We start from the raw sequence: 26900 nt of genomic DNA, 5'->3' as shown, positions 1-26900 counted from the left end.
GTATTCGACTCACACGCTGCCAAAGTCGACGAAACAAGCAGCGTCGTCAGAAAGCCAAAATGTCGGCAGTTCATACGGGTAAATCGGTATTGAACTCAAAGAGGAAAAAAACTGACAAGAAGCGGCTCGAGCATTTATTCAGCAACGACTACTCACGCTTCAGATGCTACGCCTTAACCAGCTTGGCAAACAGGTTATTCAGCGCCTCGGCCCAGGTGGGGTGGGCGAATACGGTGTTCTGCAAATCGTCGCAGGTGAGGCCGCCGGCCATGGCCAGCTGGATCATCGACATGATTTCGCCGCCCTGCTCGCAGAAGATGGTGGCCCCGAGGATGTGGCTTTTCTCATCCACCAACACTTTCATGAAGCCGGTGGTGAAGCCCGTTTCCTGGGCCCGGCCAATTACCCGAACCGGCATGGTGGCTACGCGGTAATCGCGCTTTTCGTGGCGGGCCTGCTTTTCGCTGAGGCCGATGCGGCCCAGCTGGGGCTGGGTGAATACCACGTAGGGCAGGGGGCGGGCTTTGGCCGAGCGGCGCTTGCGGTGCAGGATATTGTCGCGCACCACGCGGTAGTCGTCGTAGGCCAGGTGGGTGAACTGGGGGCCGGGGTGCACGTCGCCGAGGGCGTAGATGCCGCGCACGTTGGTTTGCAGCCGCTCGTTCACCAGCACGTAGCCTTTCTCGTCGGTTTCCACGCCGGTCGTTTCCAGGCCCAGGTCGTCGGTGTTGGGCTCCCGGCCCACGGCCACCAGCAGGTGGGAGCCGCGCAGCCGCCGCTCCCCGTCGGGGGTACTGGCCGTGAGGGTGTACTCGCCATCGGCGTTGCGCGACACGCGGCGGACTTCCGCCTCCAGCACGAACTCCACGCCGTCGGCTTCCAGCTGCTGGTGCATGGCCTTGCACACGTCGTCGTCCTCGCGCTCCAGCAGGTTCTTGGCCGCGTCGATGATAGTGACGCGGCTGCCGAAGCGGCGGAACATCTGCCCGAACTCCAGCCCGATGTAGCCCCCACCCAGAATCAGCAGGTGTTCGGGCAGTTGCTTCAGGTCGAGAATGTCCACGTTCGTGAGGAAGCCACTTTCGGCCAATCCCTCAATGGGCGGCACGGCGGCCCGGGTGCCGGTGTTGATGAAAATGAGCGGAGCCGTCAGCTCCTGCTCGCCGCCGCTGTTCAACTGTACGTGCAGCACGCGCGGACTCCGGAAGCGGGCGTGACCCATGAGTACGGTAATGCCGGTTTGTTCCTCGGTAAGGTTGGCGCGTACCCCGTCGCGTTTGTGCTGGATGATGGCATCCTTACGCGCAATGATGGCCGGAAAATCGGGTTTTGGCGCACTGGCCCGCACGCCGTAGTCGGCGGCGGTGGCGACCTGATGGACGCGTTCAGCTGAGGACAACAAGGCTTTTACCGGCGAGCAGCCGTAGTTGATGCAGGAGCCGCCCAGTAGGTATTTTTCGATTACGGCCACCTGGCGACCGGCCTTGGCCAGGGCCGTGGCCAGTGGGTTGCCGGCCTGGCCGGAGCCGATAATAATAGCATCAAAACGAGTAGGACGGGGCATACGCAGGGGCGGAAGAAGATGAGCCGCCACGGAGCGGGGCGGCAGGCTCTATACGCATCCGCCCGGCAAACTGTCGGGCCGGCCCTAAAAGCTGCACAACGAAACCCAACTGCCGACGTTCTGAGGCCAACTTCCTACCTTCCGCTGCCTATGCTGTACCTGCTTCGTCGCGTTGCGTTTCTGTTGCTGCCCATACTGGCCAGCTGCTCCTCGTTATACTTTCCGCCGCCGCCGCAGGTGCCGCTGCTTACGCAGAAGGGCGAGTGGAGCGGGGGCATTTACACCAACTTCAGCCAGAACACCGCGGTGCAGGGCGCCTACGCCGTTACCGACCACCTGGGCGTGATGGGCTCGGCTTCGTTTCTGCACACCGATAAAAAGAAGCGGGCTGAGGACCACGACTTCGGTGAGCTGGGCCTGGGCTACTACACCCGCCTGCGCGACTCGCGGGTGCTGGAAGTGTACGGCGGCTACGGCCTGGGCCACACCAAACGCGTGGAGCGCACGCCCGCCGAAGGCATCACCCGCGTCTTGGAAGGCAGCCTCGATAAGTACTTTGTGCAGGTAAATTACACCTCCAAGGACAAGAAAACCTACCATGTGCTGGGCCGCGACTGGCCCGTGACCTACGGCACGGCCCTGCGCGCCAGCTACGTCACGCTCACCGATTTCCGCCTCGATGGCCAGCCCCACGCTTCCGAAAATAACATCTTTCTGGAGCCCATCACCTATTCTCGCATCAACCTCATCGGCCCGCTGGATTTTCAGCTCATCAGCGGCAGCAACTTCGGGCTGCGGCACCGCAAGTTTCTGAAAGCCGCCAACTCCGTGTTCCAGTTCGGGCTGGTGGTGAACGTGGGCGGGCAGAGTGGGGGGAAATGAGAAAAAAGAGGCGGTGGAGTGCTAGCGTACGTCCCAGCGGTATAGCCGCAGGTTGCCGGCTTCGGCTACGAGGATAAGCTGCTGCTGAGCGGGTAGGGCGGCTCCGGCTTCGATGAGCTGCCGGGCCTGGGGGTTGGTTTGCTGACTGCTCAACAGGTTGGTGCCATTATAGTAGCTCTGGTCGAATAACACGAGAATCGGCTTGCCTGCCGCGCGTAGCTGCCGGCGTAGCTCGGGCGTCGGGCCCTGAGGGCTGAAGATGCTGCGCAGCTGCTGAATATGCACCTGTGGCGTACGGGAAAGCTTGCTGGCCATCAGAGGCAGGTTGGTGCGCAGGGCCAGCTGGTAGGCGTGGAGGGAGTGCGCATTGTCATCATCCACGGTCAGGGCCATATCCTCGCTGCCTACATGGAAAAACGGTACCGGCAGAATGGCCTGATACTGCCCGGGTTGTACTTGCTGCAACAGCGGCTGCAGCTCCGGGAACTCCTGTTCGTTGGTGAGGACATTGGGCAGCAGTGATTTGCGGTAGTGCTTTACCGTGTCGCGGGTATCGAGCAGAGCCAATGCAACCAGTGCCACCACCACGGCCCAGCGTCCGGGCCAGCGGTTGAAGCGCAGCCAGAAATCGAGTCCGGCCAGCACGAGCAGGTTCACGGCCCAAAAGAACGGCCAGCTGAACCGGGCTACTGCCCGGAAATGGGTAACGGCGGCAGTCAGCTTCTGCAGGTAGTAAAATGCGCTGAAGTAGTTCTGAAAGGTATACTGGCCGTCGGCTACGCTGTATTCGGTTCCGATTGACACTGCCAGCCCAACCAGGGCCGCGCCCAGGAGCAAGCCCAGAAAAGCCCGCTCGGGTGTTGCTCGCCAGGCCGCCCAAAAGCGTTGAGTGGCAGGTTTGCGTACCACCCATGCTCCGGCAAAAAACGTCAGCCCAAACAAGGCAAACGCCCCCAGGTACGCCACCGATTCGTAAGTGGGCTGCTCCCGGGGTTCCAGCCAGAAATGCACGGTTTCGTAGCTGTTCGTTCGGATCAGAGCGGAAAGCTGGAGCTTCCATGGCGCAAAGTTGAAGCCCGTTGCCTCCATGCTGCGCAAGGCGTAATAGCCGTCGGAGAGGCGAACAGCCAGAAAGCACACGGCAAACGGCACCAGCGTAAGCAGCAACCCGGCTCCGCTGAGCGACCAGGACCGCCATTGCTGGCGTGGAAGCAGCCACCACGCAAAAAAACCAGCCGTGGTAAGTGCCAGCAAAGGAAGATAGTACAAGTGAGCCAGGCCGGCCGCAATAAAACCCAGCCCCAGTCCCAGCACCCACCGCCAGATAGGCCGGCAGGCTTGTGCCCGCTCGTATAGCCCCAGTAGGCCCCAGATGGCCAGGAGCACCACCCAGCTGTACGACAGGTTGAAATGGCCCACCAGCAGGCGGCTGGTTTGCGGATTCAGCCAGGGCAAAACCACGGCAAAAACGAGCACTAGTCCCCAATGCCGCACCAAGCGGTGCAGAATAGCCACTAGCAGGGCCGTACTCCCAAAGAAGCCTAGCACCAGCAGCCAGTGGTACACATCCAGCGCGTAGGGCGTGAGGTCGAAAATATAATGGGACCAGAGCCGGACCGGAATGGCGAGCAAAGGCGTGTTATCGGTGTAAAAGACGTAGTCTCCGAACGGGTAATTCATCTGGCCAAACCAGCCTAAGCCGTTCTGCCAGGGCTGCTGAATGTAGGCCTGAAAGGTGAAGTAGTTTTTGGCTCCGTCCTGTGTGGTGACCAGCAGATGCTGGCCCGGCTGCAGCAGTAGCTGCCCGAAAGCCCGCATAACCAGCAGGGCCTGAAACAGCAGGGCCAGCGCCAGCAGAAGAACACGAGAGGGCCGCCAGCGCCAAACCGTCGCGAATGAAGCACGCATACCGTGAAGTGGAGCGCGTAAGCAGAAGCTCACGCCGGGGAAACAATTGACAGATTATTCGGGCGGGGTACCTACCGTATTACCGACACGGTACGCAGCCGTCTGTGCCGGCCAACCCGCAGTTCAGTTACATAATTGCCGGCCGCCGGAAAGCGTTGGACGTCCAGCCATACCTCGTGCTGGCCAGCCGGCTGGATAGTGCCGTTCTGCAGCAGTAGAATTTCGCGGCCCTGCATATCCAGCACCCGCAGCCACACGGCGGCTGGCAGCGGCAGCTGATACACCAGTAAGCTGGATTGGGCAAATGGATTCGGGTAGCTGGGCAGCAGGTTCAGCTTTTCATCCAGGAGCGCATCCTCATCTTGCGCCACTTCCTCATCGGAGATGGAAGAGGCAATAACGGGCCGTTCGGGCTGCAGCAGTTGGCCGGTCTGGTGTTTCACCTGCACGTACTGATGGCCAATGAAAGCCAGATGCTTCGTATCCCAGGGGTCGCCCTGGCGCTGCTCAGTCATTGTCTGGCAGTAGGCCTTGTACACCTGGCGCTGGTTGTTTTGCTGACTGGCCGTCAGATTGACGGGCCGGCGGCTTACATCGTAGCCCACGTACTGAAAAAAACGGCATTCCTGCTGCCGCATGGCGTACTGGGCTAATGCGCCAGCCAGGTAATGGTCGGAATGGTCGCCGGGGTTGCACCGTGCTTCGGCCTGCGGAATGTGCAGGGTGAGCTGGCCTTTGATGGCTTCCCGCGCCAGCAGGCCGCGAATCGTCTGGCTCAGGTCATCCCACGAAACGTAAGGTGCCCCGCCATTCAGCGGGGTAAGCGGGCGGCCATAATCCCGCAGTTGCTGCAGGCTCTGAAAATTACCGCGCGCCAGCCCCCGGCCGTTTACCCCACCATCCGGCAGGTGCAGATAGCAGGCTACCGTATTTTGGTAACGGTACACATCAATGCTATGCCCATTGATAACCACTCGGGTAACCGCCGCGGCAGTGCTGGCAGCCGAAGCGAACAAGTCTGCGGCCTGCCGCACGGATGCCCGGTGGCCCGCTTCGCGACTTTGCCAGTAGGCATCCGCCGGCTCATTGGCCTGCCCGCCCGTCAGACAGATGAAAACTGTTTTGCGGCGCGGGTGGCGTACTTCCTCACACACGGCTGCCCCCATGAACAGCTGCCAGTCATCGGGGTGCGCCGTGAGAACAGCCGTCCATTTGGGCGTGGACTGGGTGGTGGAGCAGGATGGCGGCGCGGGGCTACCGGTTTGGGCATAAGTGGCTGTCGGGCGCGGGTATACTATTCCTAAGAGGAGAATCCAGAGTAGGTTTTTTGTCATCCGGTAGCAGTGGGAGCAGGGTGAGGGGAGTCCCTGTACTTCCAAAGTTATCGGTTCAGATGCGGGGATTTTCTCTTCATGGTTTGTTCTTTAGCCCAACGACGGAATTGAGCTAGCCAATGATCTGTATAAAACGGTAGAGAGCCTGTTTGGCCGGGTTTTGCAATAAATAGCCGGTCGTAATTGCCGGTCGATAAGATGAGCAAAGCGGGCTGCCTGCCACACCCGACTGCCAGTCGAAAACGCCGCTGAACAGGGAGAATAGGCTGGTGAAACCTCGCGGAAATATGCGCCAGGTTCAGAAACCGGCCTTTGGCTGCAGCGCTCCGTTGAACCGGGAAGCAGCACCATCAAGCAGAAAACCCGGAAAGCCGGCAGAAGTAATTTTGCCGCTTGCTGCCGGATGAGTACTCTTGCTGAAAGTATCCGTTGTGCTATATGTGGTATTCGTATCTGCTGCCTGTCATCGGCCTGATTTTGGGAGGCTGCACCGTTTATGCTCCCGTGCAGCCAACCATGCCGTTGCTTACGGAGGTTGGGCAGGCTGAAATACACGCCAGCATGCAACTTTCGGGGCGGTTGGAAGCGGTGGGGGCGTATTCGCCGGCCCCGCACATGCTGCTGACCGGGGCCGGAACGGTAGGCGTGAAAACGGGGGGGGATACCTACCTGCGCACCCGTCAGGGCGAGTTCGGCATTGGTGGCTACCGGGAGTTCGGCACCAATGGCCTGCTGACGGTCATCGGAGGCGGCGGCCTAGGCGTTACGCGCCGACGCACCTGCCTCTGGGGCTGCGACGACGTGCAGGGGCGTACCAGTAAGCTATTCGGGCAGGTTGGGGCGGCCTGGGAGCTACCCAACAGCTGGCTGGGCCTGACGTATCGGCTGGCGTACGTTGAGTTCTATCAGGTTAGCCAGGATGCGGTGGCGCTAGCCGACTTCGGGTCCTTCCGCCATGAAGTACTGCTGTTTCGGCGGCAATGGCTGTTTGGGAGTGAGCAGTGGTTTGCCCAGAGTACGCTCGGCCTGTCCATTAGCTCTCTGCGCAATTCCTCCCGCTCCTTAGCCATTCCGGATAGGGTAGGCGATGCCCGCTGGGAGGTGGCCGGGGTGCCCACGCCGCTACTGAGTATCGGTATCGGCTGGCAGCCCGCTATGCGGCCGAAGAATCGTTAGCTCCCCGTAGCGTTGCGGGTTTTACTCAACCGGCTCCAGCTCCAGCATGACCACCGTATCAAACGCCTGCACCGATTTACCCCGGAACGTCTGTACGCCTTCCCGCTTGTAGGGCAGATGTGGTGCCCAGCGCATCCAGGTATTCGAAACATAGCCCGCCGGACTCTGGCACAGCTTCGGAAATGCATCGGTAGAGGTCCAGATGGTGGTAGTGTCAGTGCCGCGCCGGGTAAGGATGTATGGCTGCACTACAGCTGAACCGTCCTTCTTAGTTTTGCGTCGTTGGATGTAAGCACGCCGGATAAACACTTCATCCTCCGCTGTCGGCAGGCTCTCCAGCACTACATATACTCCGGCCGTCGGCAATTGAATGTGCTCTGGAAGTAAGTTCAGCCGTACTTGCGTCCGGCGCTTGGGAATGGAATCAGGCGGCGCAAACAGAAAAGGCTGTTTCAGTAGTGAGGGCCCCAGCATTTCTGCTTCCGCTCCCCGTTGGTGGAGGCTCACCTGTAAACGCCCCGCCGTAAACCGCTGGTGTAGCGGGAGCAGCAGGGCCGTGAGGGTGTAAAGCCGGCCGGAGTCTGGCGCCGGCAGCCACACAACGCAGCGCTGCTGCGGTAATAGTGGGCGGGTACCCCGAATGTAGCTGCCGTGAAAGGTACTGACTACCTGTTTCACCAAGCGCCCCTGCACTGCCACTTCCGGCAGTGCAATGGTGTGTACTGAGTCCGTAACCGTGGGCTGAGAACAGGCCGCATACGGGCTGAGTATTGCCAGCAGGAAGAACAGATACCGCTTCATAATTCCTCTACTTCCAGTTCCAGCTCATAGTTGTAGTCGGCACTGGATGCGTCCGGATTGGCCTTGCGCATGGGAGCCATATCCTGCGGCACCGACTGCCATATCGGAGGCTGCCCCCGTCGGCTGACCAGAATCCAGGACCGACAGTCGGCGGCCGTAGCGACCAGCCGGTACGCCAGCGTGGGGAAGGACGCCGTGGCGACCAGCCGCGTGCTGCCATCGGGGCGGCGCAGTTCCTCGTACCGGTAGGAGCGGGTACTGGTGCCCGGCTGTATTTTTTGAAAATTCAGATCCTGCGGTGGGGTTCGGCCGTCGTAGGGAGTCGTCAGTATCCGGTGGCGCAAGAAGGTTTCGGTAGCCGTGGTGGGCAGGCCCTCGGCCACCACAAACGTGCCGGACCGGGGCAGTACCAGCCGATGAGCCGAGACATCGAACCGCAGCCAGCCGTGCTTTTCCACAGCCGTTTCGTCCGTAAGCAGCAGTTTCTGGGGCAGCAGATTCTGTTCGGCGGCGGGGCCGTTGGCATTGGTGCCCGGGCTGAGCCAGAGGTGCAGGCGGCCTTCGGGCAGGTTACGACGGTTTTTGGGCAAGTCTTTCATTGCCTCCGGCAGACGGGACCCCAGCCGCAGCCGCACTGCCCGCACCACGTACACTCGCGCCGTATCGGGCGGCCCGTGCCACACGGCTACCGCCCGCCCGGGCGTCATTTCCCGGCCAAAAGCAGTGTGTAGTCCTTTTGTTTCACCGGGTGCCCGCAAGGTTAGCGTCCGGTGCTGGGCGTGCACGGCCACTTCGGGTAGGTGCTGGCGGGTGTGAGCCGTGTCGGGGTAGGCAGTAAGCAACAGCAGTGAGGAAGATAAAAGCATAAGGAAGCAGTCGGATAACACAGCAAACCACTGTCGGACCAGGCCCGCAAGTATATAGTGTATATCGAATAAAATGTGACATAGCCTAAAAAAAACCGGCCGCCCCTGCGTAGCAGAAGCGGCCGGTTAAGCAGGTAGTCGAGCGAAGGTTACTTCGCGCCCAGTACGCGCAGCATCGTGTCGCCGATTTCAGCGGGCGAATCCACTACGTGGATGCCGCACTCGCGCATGATGGCCATTTTAGCGGCAGCCGTGTCGTCGGCACCGCCTACGATGGCACCAGCGTGGCCCATACGGCGGCCGGGAGGCGCGGTCTGGCCGGCAATGAAGCCTACTACGGGCTTCTTGTTGCCGGTTTCCTTGATCCAGCGGGCAGCTTCGGCTTCCATGCCACCGCCGATTTCACCGATCATCACGATGCCCTCGGTTTCGGGGTCGTTCATGAGCAGCTCCACGGCTTCCTTGGTGGTGGTGCCAATGATGGGGTCACCGCCGATGCCGATGGCCGTAGTCTGGCCCAGGCCGGCTTTGGTGAGCTGGTCAACGGCCTCGTAAGTCAGCGTGCCCGATTTTGACACGATGCCTACGCGGCCTTTCTGGAAGATGAAGCCGGGCATGATGCCCACTTTGCACTCGCCGGCGGTCATTACGCCGGGGCAGTTCGGCCCGATCATGCGCAGACCCTCGCGGCCCTTCAGGTATTCCTTCACCGCAATCATATCCTTGGTCGGAATGCCTTCGGTGATGGTGACAATAACTTTAATGCCCGCGTCGGCAGCTTCCATGATGGCGTCGGCGGCAAAAGCCGGCGGCACGAAGATGATGCTGGTATCGGCGCCGGTTTCGGCTACGGCTTCAGCCACGGTGTTGAACACGGGACGCTCCAGGTGCTGCGAGCCGCCTTTGCCAGGCGTTACGCCACCCACCACGTTGGTGCCGTACTCAATCATCTGTTGGGCGTGAAACGAGCCTTCGGAGCCGGTGAAGCCCTGCACAATCACTTTGGAATTCTTGTTTACCAGAACACTCATAGAAGTGGGGTTAGCGGAAGATGCGGGTTGAGGGTGGGGTACTAAGCCGCCGGGCAAAACCGACGGTGCGCAAAAGTAGCCTTTTTTGCCTGTCGGGCGAAGCATTGTTTGTCATTCCCACGGAAACACACTATCTGAGCGGCGCGGCCCGGACCTGGCGGCTATCTGCGGGCGGCACCCTGCCGCTCCCACCCGAAATCCGTACCTTTGCGGCCCTCTCTCTCAAAACCGCTTACCCTTCTCACCCATGTACTTTAATAACATCGTTGAGGCCATCGGCAACACGCCGCTGGTGAAACTCAACCGCGTCGCCGACGGCATCAAAGGCACCGTGCTGGCCAAGGTGGAATACTTCAACCCCGGCAACTCGGTGAAAGACCGCATGGCCGTGAAAATGGTGGAAGACGCCGAAAAAGCCGGTTTGCTCAAGCCCGGCGGCACCATCATCGAGGGTACCAGCGGTAATACCGGCATGGGCCTGGCCCTGGCCGCCATTGCCAAAGGCTACAGCTGCATCTTCGTGATGAGCGACAAGCAGAGCAAGGAAAAGCAGGATATTCTGCGGGCCGTGGGCGCGCAGGTAGTGGTGTGCCCCGTAGACGTGGCCCCCGAGGACCCGCGTTCCTACTACTCAGTGGCCAAGCGCCTGAGCGAGGAAACGCCTAACTCGTTCTACCCCAACCAGTACGACAACATGTCGAACACGGCGGCGCATTATGAGAGCACCGGCCCTGAAATCTGGAAGCAGACCGAGGGTACCATTACGCACTTGGCCTGTGGCGTGGGTACCGGCGGCACCATCTGTGGCACGGCCAAGTACCTGAAGGAGCAGAATCCGGCCGTGGTAGCGGTGGGCTTGGATACCTACGGCTCCGTGTTCAAGAAATACAAGGAGACGGGCATTTTCGATGAGAACGAAATCTATCCGTACAAGACGGAAGGTATCGGGGAAGATATTCTACCCAAGAATGTTAACTTCGACCTGATTGACCTGTTCATCAAAGTAACCGATCAGGACGCTGCCGTCATGACGCGTCGCTTAGCTAAAGAAGAAGGCCTGTTCGTGGGCTGGTCGTGCGGCTCGGCAGTACATGGGGCGCTGGAATACGCCAGAGAGCACCTGCAGGAAGGCGATACGATGGTCATCGTGCTGCCCGACCACGGCACGCGCTACCTGGGCAAAATCTACAACGACGACTGGATGCGGGCGCAGGGTTGGCTCTAAGCCCGCCGCCACTTATCTTACTTCATCAACAAAACCCGATTATGGCCCGAAAGCTGCGGAACGTCGTGCTGGTAGACGACAACGAAACGACTAGCTTCCTGAATAACCGGCTGCTGAGCCGGCTGGAAGTGGCCGATCAGGTACACACTTTCTCCAAAGCCGAACAGGCCTACCAGCAGATCTGGGGCGGCACCAAGGGCGAAGTACCAGCCGAGGACGCGCCCGATCTGGTGTTCGTGGATCTGAAAATGCCGGGCATGGATGGCTTCGAGTTTCTGAAACTCTACAGCGCCCTGCCCGATTCCGTGCGCGAGCAAACCGTTATGGCCGTGCTCACCACCTCTATGCACGCCGCCGATACCGCCCGCGTGGCTCAGTACGAAGGCGTGGAATACCTGGCCAAGCCCCTGACCGAGGAAAAGATGGAAAAGCTGCTCAAAAAGCGGTTTTAAGTTAAGTCAAAGAGAAAAAGTAAATGCCCCGAACGATAGGACCGTTCGGGGCATTTACTTTTTCTCTTTGACTTATATCCTTACACCACGTTTTCCACGAACCGGAAGGCTTCGCCGTCGAACAGGCCTTTGTCGCTGAGCTTGAGGCTGGGGATGACGAGCAGGGCCATGAAGGAAAGCGTCATGAACGGGGCCTGGAGCGGAGAGCCCAGCTCCTTCGCCAGCGCATCCACGGCGGCGTAGGCCTCGGCCACATGGTAGCCCTCCTGGTCCGACATGAGGCCGGCCACGGGCAGCGGCAGCACCAGCTCCCGCCCGTCGGGCGCGACGACGGCCAGACCGCCCCGGGCCTCAATCACCAGATTCACGGCGCGCGCCAGGCTGGCATCATCACAGCCCACGGCCGTGATGTTGTGGGAATCGTGGCCGACGCTGCTGGCCAGGGCCCCACTTTTCAGGCCAAAGCCCTGAATGAAGGCCACAGCCGGCGGGGCGGCGTGGTAGCGGTTCACCACCGTGAGCTTGAGCACGTCCCGCGCCACCTCGGGCAGCACGAGGCCGTTTTCCACGCGGGCGGGCAGGTCGTGGCGGGCCGTGATGAGCTGACCGTCGAAGCACTCGATAACGCGTACAGTGGCCGCCGCTTGTGGGGCGGAGAGCTGGAAGTCCTCGGGCGCGGTGGGGTTGGTGTCGAAGTTATTGACCACGGCCACCGGCACAGCCGGAATCAGGGTTCGGCCGTTTTCGGCCACCAACTCGCCATTGAGGTAGGTCTGGCGCACCGGAAAATCGGTGAGGTTATCCACCACGATGAAGTCGGCCGGGTCGCCTTCGCGCAGCAGGCCCACCGGCAGGTTGTAATGCTCCACGGGGTTGCGGCAGGCCACACGCAGTACCTGCAGCACCTCCTGGCCCCGGGCCACGGCCCGCTGCACCAGCTGGTTGATGTGGCCCAGCACCAGCGTATCGGGGTGCTTGTCGTCGGAGCAGAACATCAGGTTTTCGTAGTGCGCGGGCAGCAGGTCGATGAGGGCCTCAAAGTTGCGGGCCGCCGAGCCTTCCCGGATCAGCACCTTCATGCCCACGGCCAGCTTATCAAGCGCCTCCTCGGCCGTGAAACACTCGTGGTCGGTGCTGATGCCGGCCGAGGCGTAGCGGGCCGCATCCTCGCCCCGCAGGCCGGGGGCGTGCCCATCCACGGGGCGGCCGTACTGCTGCGCCAGCCGGATTTTCTCCATCACCTGCTCGTCGCGGTTCAGCACGCCCGGCCAGTTCATCATCTCGGCCAGGTAGCCGATTTCGGGGTGCTCCTTGAATAAAAGCTCGATGTCCTGCGCGGTTATTTCGGCCCCGGCGGTTTCAAAAGGCGTCGCGGGTACGCAGGACGGCGCGCCGAAGCAGAACTTAAACGGCACCTGCGCCCCATTCTCTAGCATGTACTTTACGCCCGCCACGCCCAGCACATTGCCGATTTCGTGGGGGTCGGAGACGGTGGCCACGGTGCCATGCACCACGGCCAGCCGGGCAAACTCGGAGGGTACCAGCAAAGAGCTTTCCACGTGTACGTGGGCGTCCACGAAGCCGGGCAGGGCGTAGGGCAGGGAGGGGTCGGGAGCTGCGGCCCCGGTTGGTTCAATGCGCTGGATGCGGCCGGCGGCAACGTGGAGCGTAGCCGGGGTTATCGTGTTCTGAAACAAGTTGATAACGTTGGCCTGAAGCGGAAAATCGGCGGGCATAGGACAGGAGGGAAGCACGGTGAAAAGTACGGCCGCAGGGCGGCTAACGGGTAAAGAACCGTATATTTGCCGAAAATCCGCGCCGTGAGAAAGATTGTGACTTTGCTACTGGCCGCCCTGCTCGGGGGCTCGGGCCTGCTAACGGCGGGCTGTGCTACCCGCTCGCCGCAGCAGAAAAAAACTGCCTCCATGAAGCGGAAAGCCAAGTTCGGCAAACTGCCGTGTCCCTGCGAAAGTCACTAACCCGTAGTTCATGCCCGACCAAAATCCCGTTGCCGCGCTGGTAGCCGCCGCGGAAGCCGTGCGCCAGCAGTTGCACGTCAACCAGTATGATGCCGCCGCCGTGGAGCGCCTAGCCGAGTTCATCGAGGTCCAACGCACTACGATCAAGGAAGCCGACCGCCAGGGCGTGATTACCGCGCTGGGCTGCTTCCTGGGCCAGTGCCTCGTAACGGAGTACGGCGGCGGGTGGGCCAAAGGCCCCGATGGCAGTACCGGCGTGGGCCTCAACGGCACCAGCTTTTTCAACCCTTTTTACCGCGTAAGCGAGCAATTGACCAAGGGCCTGGCCCAGTCAGTAGCCACGTTTTTCGCGGGTGTACCCGAGCGCCTGGCCGCCAAGCCGGGCCGTAAATCCTGGATTTAGTGAGTCCTTTCCGTCAGTCTGAGCCCAGCAGCGAACCTGTCATGCGAAAAATCGTCATTGCCATCGACGGCTATTCTTCCTGCGGCAAAAGCACGACTGCCAAGGCCGTGGCCGCCGAGCTGGGCTACGCCTACATTGATACCGGCGCCATGTACCGGGGCGTGACGCTGTACCTGCTGGAACACGCCATTGATTTTGCCGACCTGCCCCGCGTAGAGCAGGCCTTGCACGAGATGCAGATTGCCTTCAAGCGCAACCGCAAAACCGGCCGCAACGAGCTGTGCCTTGATGGCGTGGTGCGGGAAGACGAAATCCGGCAGATGCGCATTTCCAACCTGGTAAGCGAGGTTTCGGGGATTCCGGCGGTGCGCCACGCCATGGTGCGGCAGCAGCAGCGCATGGCCCGCAAGCGCGGCGTGGTGATGGACGGCCGCGACATTGGCACCACCGTTTTCCCTGATGCCGAAGTGAAAGTGTTTATGACTGCCGAGGTGCTGACCCGCGCGTTGCGCCGGCAGGAGGAATTGGCCGCTAAAAACGAGCTGGTGCCGGTGGAAGACATTGTGGAAAACCTGCGCAAGCGTGACCACCTCGACTCCACCCGCACCGAGAGCCCCCTGCGCCGCGCCCCCGATGCTGTGCTGCTCGACACCACCCACATGATGATTGATGAGCAGGTAGATTTCGTGCTGGAACGCGTGTCGGCCAAGCTGTTCGCGTTGGCGTCGGCTGGCTGGGAACCGAAGGAAATAAAATAAGCAGCAACGGTCTGGCAGGAAGAAAATTTCGGCTTTTGGCTGTTGTTAATAGAGTTGAGGCACAGGATTCGCTAGAGGCGCACTCGGCCGCACGGTAGGGGAGGGATTCTTGCCGGGTTGCCCTAAATTAAGGAGCTCATGAACGTCACCATCGATAAGAATTCCGGCTACTGTTTCGGCGTTGAGTTTGCCATTCAGATGGCCGAAGACGAACTGGCCCAGCAGGAAACGCTGTATTGCCTCGGCGACATTGTGCACAACCGCATGGAGGTAGAACGCCTGCACGCGCTGGGCCTGCGCATCATTGAGCGGGAGCAGCTGGAGGAGCTGCACGACGCCAAGGTGCTCATTCGGGCGCACGGCGAGCCGCCGGCTACCTACGAGCTGGCCCTGCGCAACAACATCGAGCTGATTGACGCCTCCTGCCCCGTGGTGCTCAAGCTGCAGAACCGCGTGAAGCACGCTTTCGACGCCAGTACCCGCCAGAACGGCCAGATTGTGCTATACGGCCAGCCCGGCCACGCTGAGGTAACCGGCCTCGCGGGCCAGACGCTCAACCAGGCCATTATCGTCATGACCGAGCAGGACCTCGATCAGGTGGATTTCTCCCGGCCCGTGACCCTGTTCAGCCAGACCACCAAGAGCACCGCCGGCTTCTACCACATGAAAGCCGTGATGGAGGACCGGATTCGGGCCGCCGGGGGCTCCCTGGAGTCGTTTGATGCCAACGACAGCATCTGTCGGCAGGTGAGCAACCGGGAGCCAGCCCTGGCCCGATTCGCCGTGGAGCACGACGTTATCATCTTCGTGAGTGGCCGCAAAAGCTCCAACGGCAAAGCGCTGTTCTCGGTGGTCAACAAAACCAACCCGCGCAGCTACTTCGTGGAAAACGAGGAGGAATTACAGGATGAGTGGTTCCACGAGGCCGAATCAGTTGGCATCTGCGGGGCCACCAGCACCCCCATGTGGCTGATGCAGCGCGTGAAGGACCGCATTGAGGAAGTAGCCGAGCACGTAGCGTAGGTAAAGAACTGTCATTCCGACGCGGGAGGAATCTGGGTCAAACTGTGAGAACGGTAAACCCAGATTCCTCCCGCGTCGGAATGACAGTTTCTATGGTGTCCGTTCCTGTAACTTGCCAGCCCTAATCTGTTCCAGCATATGCGGCGTCTGCTCAATTACTTTCTCAGCGGATTTCTGATTGTGGCCCCCATCGGGCTGACGATTTACATTCTGTACGCGCTGCTGCGCTGGCTGAATGAGCTGTTTGCGGGGCTGAGCTTCGATGTGCCGGGCCTGGGGCTGGTGGTGGCCGTGCTGCTGATAACGGCCGTGGGCTTCGTGGCCAAGTCGTTTCTGGTGCGGCCGTTCCTGATTATCACCGAGCGGCTGCTGCACCGCACGCCGCTGGTAAGCATCATCTACTCCAGCCTCAAGGATCTGTTCGACGCCTTTGTGGGCGACAACCAGAAGTTTAACCGCCCGGTGCTGGTGCGGATGAGTGCCACGGACCAAACCTTCAAAATGGGCTTCGTCACCCAGCCCGGTATGCAGGCCATCCACCGCGACGACCTGCTGGCCGTTTACTTCCCGCATTCCTATAACTTCTCGGGCGAGTTGGTGCTGGTACCCGTCCAGAACGTTACCTACCTCGACCTGCCCAGCTCCGAAGTCATGAAGTTCATCGTCTCCGGCGGCGTCTCGCGGCTGGGGTAAGTGGTGAAATGGTGAAATGGTGAGATAGTGAAATGATGAGTTTGATGTTCGGTCCGCGCAAGTGTTACGTCAAACTCACCACTCACCACTCACTACTCACAATTTCACCATTGTACAGCTGCTCACTTTCTTCGTCGAACACCACGAACGTGACTTCCAGATCCTCGTGCCGAGCTAAGAACTGCCGGACTTCGTGCGCGGCAATGGCGGCGGCCTGGGCTTTGGGGTAGCCGTAGATGCCGGTGCTGATGCCGGGGAAGGCCAGACTGCGGGCTCCGTTTTCCACGGCCAGGCGCAGGCAGTTGCGGTAGCAGTTGGCCAGCAGCTCCGGCTCCCGCTTGTGGCCCCCGTTCCAGACCGGCCCCACCGTATGGATGACGTAGCGGGCCGGCAACCGGCCGCCGGTGGTCAGCACGGCCTCGCCGGTGGCCAGGCCCCGGCCGTAGTGCCCGGCCCGCAGGCGGCGGCAGGCCTCCAGAATCTCGGGGCCACCAGCCCGGTGGATGGCCCCATCCACACCGCCGCCGCCCAGCAGGCTGGAGTTAGCGGCATTCACAATGGCGTCGGTATCGAGGTGGGTGATGTTGCCACGGTAAAGGAGTACGCGGCCGAAACGGTGGGCGGCGGTGCGCCAGTCGGGAAGAGGAGCAGACATAAAGCAAAACAGATGCGTCCGGCCCGAAACAGTTCGGGCGGGTTTTTTGACGGTTCAAGTACGCGAAATGGCTGCTTGGGTAACCCGGGTTTTTGGTATCTTCCTGAAAAGCATAGGTTTGTTTCATCCTACTACCTAAACGCTCCCGCATCATGGAAACTCCGGCTCGTGACCCCCAACTGTGGCGCATTGCAAAAGCCCGCGCCAAATTCAAGTCGCATCTGTTCACCTACTTTGCCGTGAATGCGCTGCTCTGGACCATCTGGCTGCTCACTGACCGCCACAGTGCCAACGGTATTCCGTGGCCCGTGTGGGCAACGGTGTTCTGGGGAATCGGCGTATTCATGAACGGCGTGGGCGTGTACGGCGGCTTCGGTAAAGCAAACCTCTCGGAGCGCGAGTATGAACGACTGCTCCGCCAGCGGGCGAATGAGTTGTGAGTTGGTAGTTGTCAGCACAGGTCTGATAACTCACAACGCGCAACTGGCAACTGAAAGAACGCAACCTTCGGGGGCGGGGGCGGGTTAGTGGCAGTATGAACACGCGCCTTCTCCTTCCGCTGCTGCTGGCTCCGCTGGCCGCCTTCGTGCCCGAGCCGAAGTCGGCCCCGGCTCCCGACGTAAATCTGAGCAAGATTAAGCTGCCTGCCGGCTTCACCATCAGCTACTTTGCCCGCAACGTGAAGAGCGCCCGGGAGCTGGCCGTGGGTCCCGATGGCACCGTGTACGTGGGCACTAAAGACGACAAAGTGTACGCCCTGCCCGACCGCAACAAGGACGGCCGCGCCGATGAAGTGGTGACGGTGGCCACCGGCCTGAACGCGCCTAACGGTGTGGCCGTACGCAACGGGGCCCTCTACGTGGCTGAAATCAACCGGATTCTGCGCTACGACAATATTGCCCAGCGCCTGAAGCAGAAGCCGCAGCCGGCCGTGGTGTATGGCAAACTCCCCACTAAGGAGTGGCACGGCTACCGCTACATTGCCTTCGGCCCCGATGGCAAGCTCTACGTGCCGGTGGGCGCGCCCTGCAACACCTGCCTACCCGAGGAGCCCATCTATGCCACCATCAACCGCATGAACCCCGACGGCTCCGGCCTCGAAACCTTCGCCTACGGGGTGCGCAACACGGTGGGCTTCGACTGGAGCCCCCAGGATAAGGCCCTTTGGTTTACTGATAACGGCCGCGACCAACTGGGCGACAACCTACCCGCCGATGAGCTGAACCGCGCCGCCGGCCCAGGCCAGCACTTCGGCTTTCCGTATTTCTTCGCCGGCGACGTGGCCGACCCCGAGCTGGGCAAAGGCAAATCGGCGGATACGTACGTGAAGCCCGCCCGCAAGCTGGGCGCGCACGTGGCGGCTCTGGGCATGAAGTTCTACACCGGCAAGCAGTTTCCGGCGGCCTACCGCAACCAGATTCTCATTCCCGAACATGGCTCCTGGAACCGTAGCAGCAAGGTGGGCTACCGCATCAGCCTAGTGAAGCTCGATGCCACCGGTAAGCAGGCTCTCAGCTACCAGACCTTCGCCGAGGGCTGGCTGCAGGGCCAGACGCCCTGGGGCCGCCCCGTATGCCTGCTGGTGCTCCCCGATGGCTCCCTACTCGTCAGTGACGACCAGAACGACGCCGTGTACCGCATCAGCTACAAGGGCTAACTGTGAAGTGATGAGATAGTGAAATGGTGAGTTTGTCGTTCTGTTAGCGCTGCCTGTGCATATTGCGCTAGTAGTACGGCAAACTCACCATTTCACTATCTCACCATTTCACCTTTGCTATGAAACAGCGCGCACCGAAACGCACCGTAGGACGGCGGGAGTTGGTCGATTTTCCGCAGTTTCAGCTCTGGGGAGTGGAGGCCAAGGTAGATACCGGCGCCTACACCGGGGCCATTCACTGCTCCAATATCCACGTAGAAACCGATGCCGCAGGCCGGCAGCGGCTACATGTGCAGCTGCTCGACCCCTCGCACCCCAACTTCGACGGCTCGCCCATGCAGTTCGCGGAGTTCACGCTGCGCGACATCCGCTCCTCCAACGGCGAGGTGCAGGAGCGGTACGTAATTCGGGCCGGTATCCGGCTGTTTGGGGAGGATTTCGAAACCGAGTTTTCCCTTTCCGACCGGTCCGATATGCGCTATCCGGTGCTGCTGGGCCGGGTGTTACTGCGGCAGGCTAGGTTGGTGGTGGATGTGTCTAGGCGTAATGTTTCGTATAAAAATCAGCTGGCGGCGCGTTGAATCGCGCCGGGTGCCACCGGGGCCGCTTATCTTTGAGCCACGCTTCTGCTCCTATTCTTCTCTCCTAAGTACCCTCCCATGAAATTGGCGATTCTGTCGCGCGAGCCGAAGCTGTACTCCACCACGCGGCTGGTGGAAGCCGCCGAGCAACGCGGCCACGAGGCCGTGGTGGTGGACCATTTGCACTGCAACCTAGTGCTGGAAAAAGGCAAGCCGGGTATCATTTATCAGGGCCAGCAGCTGGAAGGCTTCGACGCCATTATTCCGCGCATCGGGGCTTCCGTCACGTTTTACGGCTGCGCCGTGGTGCGGCAGTTTGAGATGATGAAGGTGCGCACGGCCGTGGAAAGCCAGGCCATTGTACGTAGCCGCGACAAGCTCCGCTCCATGCAGATTCTGGCCCGGGCCGGCGTGGGCATGCCCAAAACTGCCTTCACCAACTACTCCAACGAGGTACCCGAGATGATCCAGCAGGTGGGCGGGGCGCCCGTTATCATCAAGCTGCTGGAAGGTACCCAGGGCCTGGGCGTGGTGCTGGCCGAGTCGGAAAAGGCGGCCCAGTCGGTGATTGAGGCGTTCCACAACCTCAAGGCCCGCATCATTGTGCAGGAGTTCATTGCCGAAAGCAAGGGCGCCGATCTGCGGGCCTTCGTGGTAAACGGCGAGGTAGTGGGCGCCATGAAGCGACAGGGCAAGGAAGGCGAGTTCCGCTCGAACCTGCACCGGGGCGGCTCGGGCACGCTGGTGAAGCTCACCCGCGCCGAAAAGGCCGCCGCTCTGCTGGCCACCAAGGCCCTGGGCCTGGGCATTGCCGGCGTGGATATGCTGCAGAGCAAGCGCGGCCCATTGGTACTGGAAGTGAACTCCTCGCCCGGCCTAGAAGGCATTGAAAAAGCCACCGGCCTCGATATTGCCGGCAAAATCATTGATTACACCGCCGGGCTGGCCCTCAAGAAAAAGGTCAAGCAAGCCGTGACCCCCACGCCGCCCGATACCCAACCCGACTAACCTACGTCATCCGGTTTGGCCGCTGCCAGCAGTCGGACCGGGTATCGTTCGGGCCGTCCGAACGACAACGTAGCAACCTCAGTTGGCAGCACCAGATCCAACGGTTGTCAGCCACCGGACCGGGACTACCATCGGCCGGCCGAGCGACGTATCTTCCCAAACGGGCGTGCCGGATGGGGTGGACTTGTAGCGAAGGGCCGCGCACTTGTGTATCATTCTGCCACCGGGCCCGCTGCGCAGGGCCACAATTGCTGCCTGCCCTTGCTGACCCCCGCTGCTTCTGATCTGCTTTGCCTGAACGGCCTAACCATCGCCCCCGGCGAGCAGGTGCTCACGCGGCTGGTAATTTCCCGGTTGCCCTCCGGTACGGTCATCGATATTCCGGTGCACGTATTCCGCTCCCACGCGCCCGGCCCCACGGTGCTGCTGCTGGCCGGCATGCACGGCGACGAAGTAAACGGCATTGAGGTTATCCGGCGCATGATCCGGCGCGACATGCTACGGCCCTTACGCGGCACCATTCTGGCCATTCCCATCCTCAACATCTACGGTTTTCTGAACTTCTCTCGGGAAGTGCCCGATGGCAAGGATGTAAATCGGTCGTTTCCCGGCAACCCGCGCGGCTCGTTGGCCAGCCGCGTGGCCGCCCGCTTCATGCGCGAAATCATGCCCCTCATTGACTATGGCATCGATTTTCACACGGGCGGCGCGGTACGGGCCAATACGCCGCAACTGCGCTGCCTGCTGCACCAGGATGCGGAAACCGACGCGCTGGCGGCGGCGTTTGCGGCCCCGTTCACGCTGCACGCCGGCCTGCGGCCCGGCTCTCTGCGCGAAACGGCCATGCAGGAAGGCCGTCGCATCATCGTGTACGAAACCGGTGAGTCGCTGCGGCTGGATGAGGAAGGCATTGATGTTGGCATTGCCGGTACGCTGCGAGTGCTGCACCATCTGGGCATGCTGCCCGAAGCTCCGGCGCCCACCCGGCCCACGGTGGTATGCCTGCGCTCTACCTGGCTGCGGGCCAAGTATGCGGGGCTGTTTCGCAGCATCGTGAAGCTGGGCCAGTACATCGAGAAAGGAGAGGTGTTTGGTTCCGTAGCCGACCCTTATGGCGAGCATTCCGTGCGGCTGGAGTCACCGGTGGCGGGCTACATCATCGGCCTCAACCACATGCCGGTCGTGAATCAGGGCGACGCGCTGGTCCACGTGGGCCGCACTGACTCGGCCCTGAGCCGCACCGATCTGGGCGTGCCCTTCGACGAAAAGCCCACCAAGCCCACGGAAGTGGAAACTGAGGAAGATGAGGAAGCGGGGGAGGAAATGATTGGGTAGAAAAGGGGACGGTTCCGGCATCTGCGCAACTTTCCCGTACTTTGACCGGCCGCCCGTCGGCCCTTTCTCTCCATTTCTGTTTTTGAATGAAAAACTCTCTTCAACTGGCCCTCAATGTTGTGCTGGGCCTGGCCGTGGCCGTGTTGTTCTACCTGCACTTCGCCAACAAACCCGCCACTACCTCCCGTAAACCGGTAGCCGTGGTACAAACCACCGACTCCACGGGTACCGTCACCACCGCCCCAGTAGAGGAAACAGAGGACATTGTAGCCGTAGCCGACACCGACAAAGTAGCCTACGTGGAATCGGGCAAGATGCTGGATGGCTACCAGGGAATGAAGGATGCGCGCAAGGCCTTCGAGGGCAAAGCCCGCCGTTGGGAAGCCCAGAACCAGACGCTGGTGCGCGGCTTCCAGACGGCTGTGCAGCAGTACCAGCAGAAAGCCGAGGGCATGACCCAGGAGCAGCGCGCCACCACCGAGCAGCAACTGCAGCAGCGGCAGGCGCAAGTAGCCCAGGAGCAGGAAAAACTCCAGCGTCAGGCTCAGGAAGAAGAAGCCAAAATGACCCAGCAGGTGCTGGAGCGCATCAATAAGCAGATTGAGAAGTATGGCAAAAGCAACGGCTACCGTCTCATCCTCATTGCCGCCCCCAGCGGCACCATTGCTTACGGCCGCAAAGACCTCGACATTACCAACGCGGTGCTCAAACACCTCAACGACGAGTACCGGGGCGCAAAAAAATAGCGTCTAGCCTACTCCATTCCTCGCGCCGGCCCGATTGATTTACTCAATCGGGCCGGCGTTGTTTTGGGGCCGAGCCAGCAGCTGAAAGTAGGCGACCCGGCGCGGCTTTTAAACCTGGGCGGTTGGCGGGCGTCCAACCCACAACCCGGCCGTGCTACCCAGGCACTGGCCCTTATCCGTTCCGACTATGAAAAGCTTCCTGAAACTACCGGCCCTGGTGGCCGCCTTGCTGATAACCACGGCCTCGTTCCTGACAGGCTGCGTAGCCACCACGCCCGCCACGGCGGTGGTGGTGCGCCCGCGCCCGTATCCGCCGCAGCCGTATTACCGGCCGCACCGGGCCTATTACCGCCCGGCCCCGGCCGTTATCGTGCGGCCCCGGCCGGTTATCGTGGCTCCGGCCCCGCGCCCGTACTATGGCGGCCGGCCCCACCGCTACGTGCGCGTCCGGTAACCACTGATCCAGTGACGCGGACGTTGTAACCCGCGTCTGTTACGTTCGAGGTAGCAACCTTTGGCTACGCAAAAGGCCTCGTAACATCCGTTGCGGGGCCTTTCGTGTTATTGCTTTACTCCCGTACGAACCGCTGTATCACGCGGCCCCGATTGGTGGGAAGGCAAAGCAGATAGATACCGGAGGCCAGCACAGGCAATGGTATCCGTAGGATACCGCGCTGCGTTGTGGCCGGAGCGCGCTGCACCAGCTGCCCGGTTAGCGTCCGGATTTCCAGCGGGCCGGTTAACGTGCCGGGCACATCGGCCGCTTCCACGTACAGGACCCCGGTAGCTGGCACAGGATAGAGGTGAAGGGGCCCAGCCGACTGGCGGGCCAGGCTGGCCGTGATGATATCCTGAAAGTTGCCGTAGTTGATGCGCTGACGGTTGACAAATTGCGCGGTAATGGGCGAATACAGCTGCTCCGTCCGGCGCGTGAGGCGGTTCTGGGCATCGTAGCGCAACTGGGCGCGTAGCTCGTTGGTCAGCACCCAGCCGCCATTGAGCCAGTCCTCCTGCCGGTAGCCCAGGTCGTTGCCCTGCACATCATAAGGCTCAGTGTAGCGGCTGAAATTTTGCCAGGCGCCGGCGGGCTGCGCTTCTTCAATGAGTTGCGTTATGGTGCCGGTAGCGCCGTAGCTGAGCGTGTGCCGCTGAAAATCGGCCCACTGGCCACTACTGAGCCATGCCTGTACCCGAAAGCTGGCCGGTTGTCGGGCGGGCCAGTCGTGCCAGATCAGCTCGGTTAGCCGCTCCTCATTCACCCAGGCCGCGCCGTCCCAGCGCTGGGCCACCACCTCCGACCACTGCCCGTTGCTGGCCGCGTACCGGAACCGGGCGTCATTCTGGTAGCTGCCGGCGTTGAGGACCTGCACGGTTTGCTCCGTGAGCAAGGTGCCGACGTAGGTGTTCAGGTAGCGGTAGCCATCGGTGGTTTGCCAGGCATTGCCATTCCAACCCTGGCTAAGCTCTTCCGTCAGTTGGTTTTGGGTATCGTAGGTGCTCACGTACCTAAACTCATTAATCCAGGGCGTGCCATTGCCGGTCTGGGTGGTTTCCTCCAACTGGTTGCCTTGCGCATCATAGCCGTACTGCACGCGCCGGAAGGCAGTGGCAGTAGCCGAATCGGCTGTGACGATTTCGGTAGGGCGGCCCTGAGCATTATATGTGAGCTGGTCGAGGAGCGGGTTGCTCCAGGCGGCGGTGGCGGCGTCCCAGCCGTAACTGACTGCCTGTCGGGGCCGGTAGGCGGTGGTCTGGCGGGCCGGTGGCGTGGGCGTTGCGTTGGCAGTGGTATAGTGCGCAGCGCGGGAAAGAGCTTTGGGCAGCAGTTGGCCGGTGGCAGTAGTTGCAACCGCCAGCAACCCCGGCAGTAAAAGCAAACGGAACGGTATCATGGGCTTCTCCTTGAGCAGGCCGGGGTCGGCTGAATCCCAGTCGACCTGGGAAGATACAGAATTGAGCGCATATTGTGTATCGGAAAATTCATATAAAAACCCGGCCCCGCCAAAGCGGAGCCGGGTTCTGAGTACGCCTGATCGAAAGGCGTCAGCTGAAACCTAAAAAGCGAAGCGCAGGCTTACGGCCGCATCGTTGTAGAAGCCCGTGTAGCCATCAAACACTTCAAAGAAGGGCTTGTAATCGACGCCAACAGTAAAGGGCAGGTCTTCCATTTTGTACTCCAGGCCCAGAATCAGGTCGGCCCCGCCCACAATGTAGTTGGCATCATCGTACCAGTACTGCCGGTAGTAGTATTTGTCTTTTTTGCGACGGAAGCGGACGTCCTCAAAGTAGTAACGGCCTTGGTAGGAACCGATGTGGGCCCCGGCCCCGTAGTAAAACTGCAGCCCTTTGAAGTCGGAAACCGGCAGATGCTTTTCCAGTAATAAGGTCAGGCGGCCTCCACGGGCGGCATATTCGCGGGTGAGCAGCCCCTCGAAGGCCACGTTGTTCTTGCCGCTCAGGAAGTGCTTTACCGTCAGGCCCGACGACCAGCCGCCGCCCCGCAAACCAATGCCGGTAGTGTAGCCGGCCCCGGAACCGCCCTTCTTCTTACTCTGGGCCTGCGCGCCTTCACTGGCTGCCAGCAACCCGAAAGTCACCGCCCCCAAAAACAAATACTTCATGCTGGAAAGGAAATGGTACAACTCGATTTCCGGCAAAAGTACAAACCTGCTGGCAATATTACCGCCCCCTTGTTCCCAGCCGTGCCACGGCATCCGACGGATGTGCCTGCAGGCCCGCGGCCTCGGCCTCGGCGGCGTGGAGCATGGCACGGGCGACGGTAGCGGCCTCAATGGCGCGGTATTTCCGCAGCGGCCCGCGCAGGGCCGGCCGCAACGCCCGTAGCACCAGGGCCCCCAGCTGCTCCCCAAAACGTTTTTCGGCCCGGTCGCCCAGCAGCAGGGAAGGCCGGAAGAAGTGGATGGCCCGGAAGGGCGTCTGGCGCACGGCTGCCTCCATCTCGCCCTTCACGCGGTTGTAGTACACGCGCGAACCGGCATCGGCCCCCATGGACGAGACGACCAGCAGCTGGGAGGCAAAATTGGCCGCCGTAAGGGCCGCCAGCTTCACCACGTACAGGTAATCGACTTTATAAAAGGCCTCCCGGGAGCCGGCCTGCCGCAGTGTGGTGCCCAGGCAGCAGAACACGTCGTCGGCAATGAGTTGGAGGCGGTGGTCTTCCAGGTGGTCGAAATCGAGCAGGCGCTGCTCCAGCTTGGGGTGTACCAGCGGCACCGGGCGACGGCCCACGGCAATTACCCGGTCGTAACGGTCGGAGGCCAGCAGCAGCGGCAGCAGCTGGGAGCCGATGAGGCCACTGGCACCGGCAATAAGGGCAGTTTTGGACATGGGGCGGCGGTAAGCGGGTGAGGTGGTTGGGGCACAACAGCAAGCGGAGACTTCCCACTTTACGCGTTGGCCATTGAAAAGTCAGATGCACCCCACAGCCGTAGCGTTGCCTGCACGACGATGCTCACCCGATGTAAAGACGCGACACTTCGCGTCTCGGCGCGTGCTGACGTTGAAAAGTCGTTGCTGACGTTGCATGACAGCCGCCACGCCGTCTGAGTAGATACCAGCCGTTCAGATAAACAACATCAGCCGCATCAAAACGCGAAGTGTCGCGTCTCTACCTTTACTCGGCGGCGTTTAGCAGCTGGGTGTGCTCGGTGGCGAGCTGCACCAGCCCCTGCTTGTAGAGGGTGCCCAGGGCCTTTTTGAAGACTTTCTTGCTCATGCCCAGGCGGCGGTAAATGTCGTCGGGCTCACTTTTGTCGCCGAGGGGGAGCAGGCCGTTGGGGGCCTGGCGCAGGAAGGTGAGCAGGGTTTCGGCGGCGGCCAGGGCCTCGTCGTAGCCCTGGCGCTGCAGGCTCAGGTCCAGCTTGCCATCGGGGCGCACCTGCTTGATGAAGCCGGAATGCACATCACCGAGGCGCAACGGCTTGAACACCTCGTTGTGGTAGAGGATGCCCTGGTGCGAGCCATCGACAATGACTTTGTAGCCCAGGTCGGTTTCCTCGGCCACGAACAGCTCGGCCGGGTCGCCGGCTTTGCCGGGGAAGGGCTGGTCGCTCAGGAACCACTCCCACTTGGCCGAGGCCACGATACGGTCGGAGGTTTCATCGAGGTAAGCGAAGATGGTGACCCGCTCGCCGGGGCGTAGGTTGCGGCGCTGGTTGCGGTAGGGCAACAGCAGATCTTTTTCCAGGCCCCAGTCGAGGAAGGCCCCGGTGGTGGATACGTCGCGCACGGTGAGGGTGGCAAACTGGCCCACCAGCACGAAGGGCTCCAGGTTGGTGGCAATCAGGCGGTCCTCCGAGTCGCGGTACACGAACACGCGCACCACGTCGCCCACGCGGGTACCCGGGGCAATGTACTTGCGCGGCAGCAGCAGGTCGCCGTCGTCGGAGGTCAGGTACATCCCGAAATCTACCTCGCGGGCTACTTCCAGCTCGTTGAAATCACCAAGATTCATGGGAAAAGGGCAAAAAGGGAAAACGTCAGAAATCAGCCGGCCGGGGCCGCCGCCGGGCCGCAAAGCTACGCAATCAGGCGCGGCCGGGTACCGGGCACGCGTGGCCGGATGAAAATCACGGGAGGTCGGGTAAAAATCACAGGACGCCGGATGATTTTTACCCGACCTCCTCTGCTTTTCATGCGCCGCCGGGTAGAATTCACAGGACGTCGGATGATTTTCATGCTACATCGAGTGAAAATCACGGGAGGTCGGGTAGAAATCATCCGGCGTCCCATGATTTCTACCCGGCGGCGGGTACACGCAACGCGGGGCCGGATGACGGGCATCCGGCCCCGCAGGAAAGGGA

General features: G+C 61.2%; 25 protein-coding genes and 2 pseudogenes. 15 read left to right on the top strand and 12 right to left on the bottom strand.

Features of this window, described 5'->3' with window-relative positions; translation table 11 throughout:
* Positions 1-166 precede the first annotated feature (166 nt).
* On the bottom strand, positions 167-1564 hold the full coding sequence (locus EI293_RS18750; RefSeq protein WP_125440080.1) for a mercuric reductase: 1398 nt from the start codon (positions 1562-1564) through the stop codon (positions 167-169).
* 150 nt (positions 1565-1714) lie between these two features.
* Between EI293_RS18750 and EI293_RS18745 the strand changes: the two genes are divergently transcribed.
* Complete coding sequence (locus tag EI293_RS18745; RefSeq protein ID WP_125440079.1) at positions 1715-2446, top strand: porin family protein; 732 nt, start codon at positions 1715-1717, stop codon at positions 2444-2446.
* Between the two features lie 21 nt (positions 2447-2467).
* Here EI293_RS18745 and EI293_RS18740 read toward each other — a convergent pair whose 3' ends face one another.
* Complete coding sequence (locus EI293_RS18740; RefSeq protein ID WP_125440078.1) at positions 2468-4354, bottom strand: hypothetical protein; 1887 nt, start codon at positions 4352-4354, stop codon at positions 2468-2470.
* Positions 4355-4425: 71 nt separating this feature from the next.
* Entirely contained in the window at positions 4426-5688 is a 1263-nt protein-coding gene (locus EI293_RS18735) for a PIG-L family deacetylase (protein WP_125440077.1), read from the bottom strand.
* A 438-nt stretch (positions 5689-6126) separates the two neighbouring features.
* Here EI293_RS18735 and EI293_RS18730 point away from each other — a divergent pair, with 438 nt between their 5' ends.
* Entirely contained in the window at positions 6127-6864 is a 738-nt protein-coding gene (locus tag EI293_RS18730) for a hypothetical protein (RefSeq protein WP_125440076.1), read from the top strand.
* 21 nt (positions 6865-6885) lie between these two features.
* Here the strand turns inward: EI293_RS18730 and EI293_RS18725 are convergent, their stop codons facing one another.
* The 3 genes from EI293_RS18725 to sucD all read right to left on the bottom strand — a co-directional run bounded on the left by EI293_RS18725 (position 6886) and on the right by sucD (position 9562).
* The gene (locus EI293_RS18725; RefSeq protein WP_125440075.1) at positions 6886-7665 is read right to left on the bottom strand and encodes a hypothetical protein; all 780 of its coding nucleotides are present in this window, start codon (positions 7663-7665) and stop codon (positions 6886-6888) included.
* Positions 7662-8531, bottom strand: coding sequence for a hypothetical protein (locus EI293_RS18720; RefSeq protein ID WP_125440074.1), 870 nt, complete (start codon positions 8529-8531; stop codon positions 7662-7664). Before EI293_RS18720 ends, EI293_RS18725 begins: the two co-directional genes overlap by 4 nt.
* A 149-nt stretch (positions 8532-8680) precedes the next feature.
* Positions 8681-9562 (bottom strand): succinate--CoA ligase subunit alpha, encoded by an 882-nt coding sequence (sucD, locus tag EI293_RS18715; RefSeq protein ID WP_044001011.1) that lies wholly within the window; start codon positions 9560-9562, stop codon positions 8681-8683.
* A 247-nt stretch (positions 9563-9809) separates the two neighbouring features.
* Here sucD and EI293_RS18710 point away from each other — a divergent pair.
* A pseudogene (locus tag EI293_RS18710) lies at positions 9810-10784 on the top strand (PLP-dependent cysteine synthase family protein); the annotation flags it as partial.
* 44 nt (positions 10785-10828) lie between these two features.
* Positions 10829-11239 carry a response regulator gene (locus EI293_RS18705; RefSeq protein WP_125440072.1) on the top strand — a complete coding sequence of 137 codons (411 nt, stop codon included), beginning with the start codon at positions 10829-10831 and terminating at the stop codon, positions 11237-11239.
* 80 nt (positions 11240-11319) lie between these two features.
* Here EI293_RS18705 and ade read toward each other — a convergent pair whose 3' ends face one another.
* Positions 11320-12975, bottom strand: a complete 1656-nt coding sequence (gene ade / locus EI293_RS18700) for an adenine deaminase (RefSeq protein WP_125440071.1) — start codon at positions 12973-12975, stop codon at positions 11320-11322.
* Between the two features lie 253 nt (positions 12976-13228).
* Here ade and EI293_RS18695 point away from each other — a divergent pair, with 253 nt between their 5' ends.
* The 4 genes from EI293_RS18695 (at position 13229) to EI293_RS18680 (ending at position 16095) form a co-directional block, all read left to right on the top strand.
* Positions 13229-13621: a hypothetical protein gene (locus tag EI293_RS18695; RefSeq protein WP_125440070.1), complete on the top strand. Its 393-nt coding sequence runs from the start codon at positions 13229-13231 to the stop codon at positions 13619-13621.
* Between the two features lie 41 nt (positions 13622-13662).
* Entirely contained in the window at positions 13663-14379 is a 717-nt protein-coding gene (gene cmk / locus EI293_RS18690) for a (d)CMP kinase (protein ID WP_125440069.1), read from the top strand.
* 138 nt (positions 14380-14517) lie between these two features.
* Entirely contained in the window at positions 14518-15402 is an 885-nt protein-coding gene (locus EI293_RS18685; RefSeq protein ID WP_125440068.1) for a 4-hydroxy-3-methylbut-2-enyl diphosphate reductase, read from the top strand.
* Positions 15403-15540: 138 nt separating this feature from the next.
* The gene (locus EI293_RS18680) at positions 15541-16095 is read left to right on the top strand and encodes a DUF502 domain-containing protein (protein WP_125440067.1); all 555 of its coding nucleotides are present in this window, start codon (positions 15541-15543) and stop codon (positions 16093-16095) included.
* An 82-nt stretch (positions 16096-16177) separates the two neighbouring features.
* Here EI293_RS18680 and EI293_RS18675 read toward each other — a convergent pair whose 3' ends face one another.
* Positions 16178-16750, bottom strand: a complete 573-nt coding sequence (locus EI293_RS18675; RefSeq protein ID WP_125440066.1) for an O-acetyl-ADP-ribose deacetylase — start codon at positions 16748-16750, stop codon at positions 16178-16180.
* 152 nt (positions 16751-16902) lie between these two features.
* Here EI293_RS18675 and EI293_RS18670 point away from each other — a divergent pair, with 152 nt between their 5' ends.
* From EI293_RS18670 to EI293_RS18640, 7 genes and pseudogenes are all read left to right on the top strand, one after another.
* Positions 16903-17190 (top strand): 2TM domain-containing protein, encoded by a 288-nt coding sequence (locus tag EI293_RS18670; RefSeq protein WP_125440065.1) that lies wholly within the window; start codon positions 16903-16905, stop codon positions 17188-17190.
* Between the two features lie 95 nt (positions 17191-17285).
* Positions 17286-18407 (top strand): PQQ-dependent sugar dehydrogenase, encoded by a 1122-nt coding sequence (locus tag EI293_RS18665; RefSeq protein ID WP_125440064.1) that lies wholly within the window; start codon positions 17286-17288, stop codon positions 18405-18407.
* Between the two features lie 119 nt (positions 18408-18526).
* Positions 18527-18988, top strand: coding sequence for an ATP-dependent zinc protease family protein (locus EI293_RS18660; RefSeq protein ID WP_125440063.1), 462 nt, complete (start codon positions 18527-18529; stop codon positions 18986-18988).
* Between the two features lie 78 nt (positions 18989-19066).
* Entirely contained in the window at positions 19067-19996 is a 930-nt protein-coding gene (rimK, locus tag EI293_RS18655) for a 30S ribosomal protein S6--L-glutamate ligase (RefSeq protein WP_125440062.1), read from the top strand.
* Positions 19997-20434: 438 nt separating this feature from the next.
* Positions 20435-20890 (top strand): annotated as a pseudogene (locus tag EI293_RS22740) (succinylglutamate desuccinylase/aspartoacylase family protein); the annotation flags it as partial.
* 527 nt (positions 20891-21417) lie between these two features.
* Positions 21418-22077 carry an OmpH family outer membrane protein gene (locus tag EI293_RS18645; protein ID WP_125440061.1) on the top strand — a complete coding sequence of 220 codons (660 nt, stop codon included), beginning with the start codon at positions 21418-21420 and terminating at the stop codon, positions 22075-22077.
* A gap of 187 nt (positions 22078-22264) precedes the next feature.
* Entirely contained in the window at positions 22265-22531 is a 267-nt protein-coding gene (locus EI293_RS18640) for a hypothetical protein (RefSeq protein ID WP_125440060.1), read from the top strand.
* Between the two features lie 115 nt (positions 22532-22646).
* Here EI293_RS18640 and EI293_RS18635 read toward each other — a convergent pair whose 3' ends face one another.
* The 4 genes from EI293_RS18635 to EI293_RS18620 form a co-directional block, all read right to left on the bottom strand.
* Entirely contained in the window at positions 22647-23954 is a 1308-nt protein-coding gene (locus tag EI293_RS18635) for a T9SS type A sorting domain-containing protein (protein WP_170170440.1), read from the bottom strand.
* Between the two features lie 177 nt (positions 23955-24131).
* Positions 24132-24698 carry a hypothetical protein gene (locus EI293_RS18630; protein ID WP_125440058.1) on the bottom strand — a complete coding sequence of 189 codons (567 nt, stop codon included), beginning with the start codon at positions 24696-24698 and terminating at the stop codon, positions 24132-24134.
* 58 nt (positions 24699-24756) lie between these two features.
* Complete coding sequence (locus EI293_RS18625; RefSeq protein ID WP_125440057.1) at positions 24757-25425, bottom strand: NAD-dependent epimerase/dehydratase family protein; 669 nt, start codon at positions 25423-25425, stop codon at positions 24757-24759.
* A gap of 286 nt (positions 25426-25711) precedes the next feature.
* Positions 25712-26551: a CvfB family protein gene (locus tag EI293_RS18620; RefSeq protein ID WP_125440056.1), complete on the bottom strand. Its 840-nt coding sequence runs from the start codon at positions 26549-26551 to the stop codon at positions 25712-25714.
* Positions 26552-26900: the final 349 nt, after the last annotated feature.

The sequence above is a fragment of the Hymenobacter perfusus genome (genome assembly GCF_003944765.1).
GTDB lineage: Bacteria > Bacteroidota > Bacteroidia > Cytophagales > Hymenobacteraceae > Hymenobacter > Hymenobacter perfusus.
This window is presented reverse-complemented; position numbering and strand designations above follow the sequence as displayed.